This window comes from Nocardioides sp. P5_C9_2 (assembly GCF_054049555.1).
Genome location: NZ_JBFUMD010000540.1, coordinates 1 through 2423 on the forward strand (window position 1 = coordinate 1; position 2423 = coordinate 2423).

A 2423-nucleotide genomic window follows, 5' to 3' on the forward strand; every position below is an offset into this window, starting at 1 on the left:
GACCCGGATCAGGGTGCCAAACGTCACGGACTACCCCGGGTGGGTGCCACCACGCCACCTGGTTGCCCATCGCGTCGGTCTCCAGCTCGAGCCCCCGGGCCAGCGCGGCCTCGGTGAACCACGCGCGGAGCTCCGACTCGGCGCTCGTCCACGGCTGGCGGAAGTAGCCCCCCGACGACGTCGACCGGCCGACCGGGGCCAGGTCGCGCCACATCCCCTCGAAGGTCATGGGTCGATCCCACCCTCCGACGGGCGCGCGGTCAACGACGCGCGCCGCGGGGGCGTCTCGGATCCCAGACTGCCCGGACCGCCCGGACCGCCCGGACCGCCCGGACCGCCCGGACAGCTCAGCCGGACCAGTCCCCGTCGTCCCAGGCGCGGGAGAGGACGTCGAGGTACGGCGCGAGGTCCCAGCCCTGCGTCGCCACCCACGCCTCCGAGAAGTAGGTGTCGAGGTAGCGGACCCCGTCGTCGCACAGCAGCGTCACGATCGAGCCGGCCTCCCCGGCCGCCCGCATGTCGCACGCCAGCTTGGTGGCGGCGTACAGCGCGGTGCCGGTCGAGGGTCCCGCGAGCTGGCCGGTGCGGGACCGCAGGAAGTGCGCGGCCGCGACCGACGCGGCGTCCGGCACGCGCACCATCCGATCGACCAGGTCCGGCAGGAACGACGGCTCGGCGCGCGGGCGCCCGATGCCCTCGATCCGCGAGCCGCACGTCGTCTCCCCGCAGGTCGGGTCGCGGAAGGCGGCGAGGAACGCAGAGTTCTCCGGGTCGACGACGCACAGCCGGGTGTCGAGCCCGCGGTAGCGGACGTAGCGCCCGATCGTCGCAGACGTGCCGCCGGTGCCGGCGCCCACGACCACCCAGGTCGGCGACGGGAACCGCTCCATGGCGAGCTGGTCGAAGATGGACTCGGCGATGTTGTTGTTGCCGCGCCAGTCGGTGGCGCGCTCCGCGTAGGTGAACTGGTCGAGGTAGTGCCCGCCGGACTCCTCGGCGAGCCCGCGGGCGACGTCGTACACCGAGGCGGGGTCGTCGACCAKCACGCAGGACCCGCCCTCGCGCTCGATCAGCGCGATCTTGGACGGCGAGGTGGTGCGCGCCATCACCGCGGTGAACGGCAGCCCGAGGAGGTGCGCGAAGAACGCCTCGCTCACCGCCGTCGACCCCGAGGACGCCTCGACGACGTGGGTCCCCTCCTGGATCACCCCGCTGCACAGGCCGTAGAGGAACAGCGAGCGCGCCAGCCGGTGCTTGAGCGAGCCGGTCGGGTGCGTCGACTCGTCCTTCAGGTAGAGGTCGACGTCCGCGAAGGCCGGGATCCGGACGGCGTGCAGGTGGGTGTCGGCCGAGCGGGTCTGGTCGGCCTTCAACCGCCGGATCGCCTCGACGACCCACGCCCGCTCCGCGTGCCCCGACTGGTCGACCTCGATCAGCGGCGCGACTCCCTCTCCCATGGTTGGAGCGTGCCACAGTCGGTCGGTCGGAGCGTGCCACAGTCGGCGCATGGAGTTCCAAGACGTCGTACGCCGACGCCGCATGGTCCGCCGGTACGCCGACCGGCCGGTGGCCCCCGAGGTCCTCGACCGCCTGCTCGCCAACGCCACCCGCGGTCCCAGCGCCGGCTTCAGCCAGGGCTTCGCCTTCCTCGTGCTCGACACCCCCGCCGACGTCGCCCGCTTCTGGGTCGCGACCGGAGCCGGCCCCGAGGCCACCAACAGCTGGCTCGACGGCATGCGCACCGCCCCCGTGATCATCGTTCCGCTCGCCCACAAGGACGCCTACCTCGACCGCTACGCCGAGCCGGACAAGGGCTGGACCGACCGCGACGAGGCCCGCTGGCCGGTCCCCTACTGGCACGTCGACACGGGCATGGCCGCGCTGCTGATCCTCCAGACCGCGGTCGACGAAGGCCTCGGCGCCTGCTTCTTCGGCATCCCCGGCGAGCACGTGGACGGCTTCCGCGGAGCGTTCGGGATCCCGGACGACCACACCCCGATCGGCGCGATCACGGTCGGCCACCGCACCGGGTCCGCGGGCTCGCGGGGATCGGCGGCCCGGCGCGAGCGGCGTACCGACGTGGTCCACCGCGGCCGCTGGTAGCCGACCCCGGACCGACGAGACCTGGCTCACAGCGGGGAATCCCTCACCGGTGGCGGCCCTTGGACCAGGTGAACGATCAACAAGTTTCCGAGGAAAGAGGCCCCCCGTGTCCCAGGCATTCGAACCCATCGTCGTCGGCAACTGGAAGCTCCCGCAGCGCTTCGTGATGGCGCCGCTGACCCGCAACCGTGCGAAGGGCACCGTCCCCGGCGCCCTGAACGCCGAGTACTACGGGCAGCGCGCGGGTGCCGGGCTGATCATCACCGAGGGCTCGCAGCCCAGCGCCGTCGGCCAGGGCTACCTCGACACCCCGGGCTTCC

Annotated in this window: 3 protein-coding genes and 1 pseudogene; 2 read left to right on the forward strand and 2 right to left on the reverse strand. The window is 72.9% G+C overall.

Annotated elements, in window-relative coordinates; translation table 11 throughout:
* Both ACXJKL_RS19325 and ACXJKL_RS19330 read right to left on the reverse strand, forming a co-directional pair.
* Positions 1 to 229, reverse strand: a pseudogene (locus tag ACXJKL_RS19325) (hypothetical protein); the annotation flags it as partial.
* 118 nt (positions 230 to 347) lie between these two features.
* Complete coding sequence (locus ACXJKL_RS19330) at positions 348 to 1457, reverse strand: PLP-dependent cysteine synthase family protein (protein WP_457208623.1); 1110 nt, start codon at positions 1455 to 1457, stop codon at positions 348 to 350.
* Between the two features lie 49 nt (positions 1458 to 1506).
* Here ACXJKL_RS19330 and ACXJKL_RS19335 point away from each other — a divergent pair, with 49 nt between their 5' ends.
* Entirely contained in the window at positions 1507 to 2103 is a 597-nt protein-coding gene (locus ACXJKL_RS19335; protein ID WP_457208624.1) for a nitroreductase family protein, read from the forward strand.
* A 106-nt stretch (positions 2104 to 2209) separates the two neighbouring features.
* Positions 2210 to 2423, forward strand: a 214-nt coding sequence (locus ACXJKL_RS19340; protein ID WP_457208625.1) for an oxidoreductase, incomplete at its 3' end; no start/stop codon positions are given.